Below are 1,260 nucleotides of genomic sequence, written 5' to 3'. Positions count from 1 at the left end.
CCTTTATAGGTCTTTTGTTTCTAGTTCTTTCAAAACTGAATAGCAGATTCTTCATTGGTTTGTCTGTGACGTACCGTTTCAATAGATAACCTAAGATTTAGATCACTTATTAAACCGTTCAATTTATTAGTACTGGTCAGCTAAATGTATCGCTACACGTACACTTCCAGCCTATCAACCTCGTCGTCTACAAGGAATTTCAAGGGATTATTCATCTCTGAGGAGGCTTCCCGCTTAGATGCTTTCAGCGGTTATCCTTTCCATACTTGGCTACCCAGCTATGCCCCTGGCGGGACAACTGGAACACCAGTGGTATGTCCACTCCGGTCCTCTCGTACTAAGAGCAGCTCTCATCAATAATCCAACGCCCACATCAGATAGGGACCGAACTGTCTCACGACGTTCTGAACCCAGCTCGCGTACCGCTTTAATGGGCGAACAGCCCAACCCTTGGAACCGACTCCAGCTCCAGGATGCGATGAGCCGACATCGAGGTGCCAAACCTTCCCGTCGATGTGATCTCTTGGGGAAGATAAGCCTGTTATCCCCGGGGTAGCTTTTATCCGTTGAGCGACGGCCCTTCCACAAGGAACCGCCGGATCACTAAGTCCTGCTTTCGCACCTGCTCGACTTGTAGGTCTCACAGTCAAGCACCCTTTTACCTTTGCGCTCTGCGTACGGTTTCTGACCGTACTGAGGGTACCTTTGAGCGCCTCCGCTACATTTTAGGAGGCGACCGCCCCAGTCAAACTACCCAGCACGCACTGTCCTCCCACCAGATAATGGTGGCAAGTTAGTTAGTCAACTAAACAAGGGTGGTATTTCAAGGATGACTCCACTATAACTAGCGTTATAGCTTCAAAGTCTCCCACCTATCCTACACATGTTTAGCCAAATAACAATACGAACCTGTAGTAAAGCTCCACGGGGTCTTTTCGTCTTGATGCGGGTAACCAGCGTTTTCACTGGTACCATAATTTCACCGAGTCCATTGTTGAGACAGCTGAGAGATCGTTACGCCTTTCGTGCAGGTCGGTAATTAGCCGACAAGGAATTTCGCTACCTTAGGACCGTTATAGTTACGGCCGCCGTTCATCCGGGCTTCATATCAGAGCTTCGCTAATGCTAACACTTCAACTTAACCTTCGGACACTGGGCAGGCGTCACCTCGTATACTTCATCTTGCGATTTAGCACAAAGCTGTGTTTTTGATAAACAGTCGCCCCTCACTTTTCACTGCGGCTCANGTNANAGNNTTGA

General features: G+C 48.5%; 1 rRNA gene (cut by a window edge). It reads right to left on the bottom strand.

Annotated features, from left to right (window positions below):
• Window positions 1–105: 105 nt before the first annotated feature.
• Window positions 106–1,260, bottom strand: a 23S ribosomal RNA gene (locus ACOMC1_RS04140) (it continues 1,835 nt past the right edge of the window).

The organism is Mycoplasma todarodis (assembly GCF_965212735.1).
GTDB classification, from domain to species: domain Bacteria; phylum Bacillota_I; class Bacilli_A; order Mycoplasmatales; family Metamycoplasmataceae; genus Mycoplasma_K; species Mycoplasma_K todarodis_A.
This window is presented reverse-complemented; position numbering and strand designations above follow the sequence as displayed.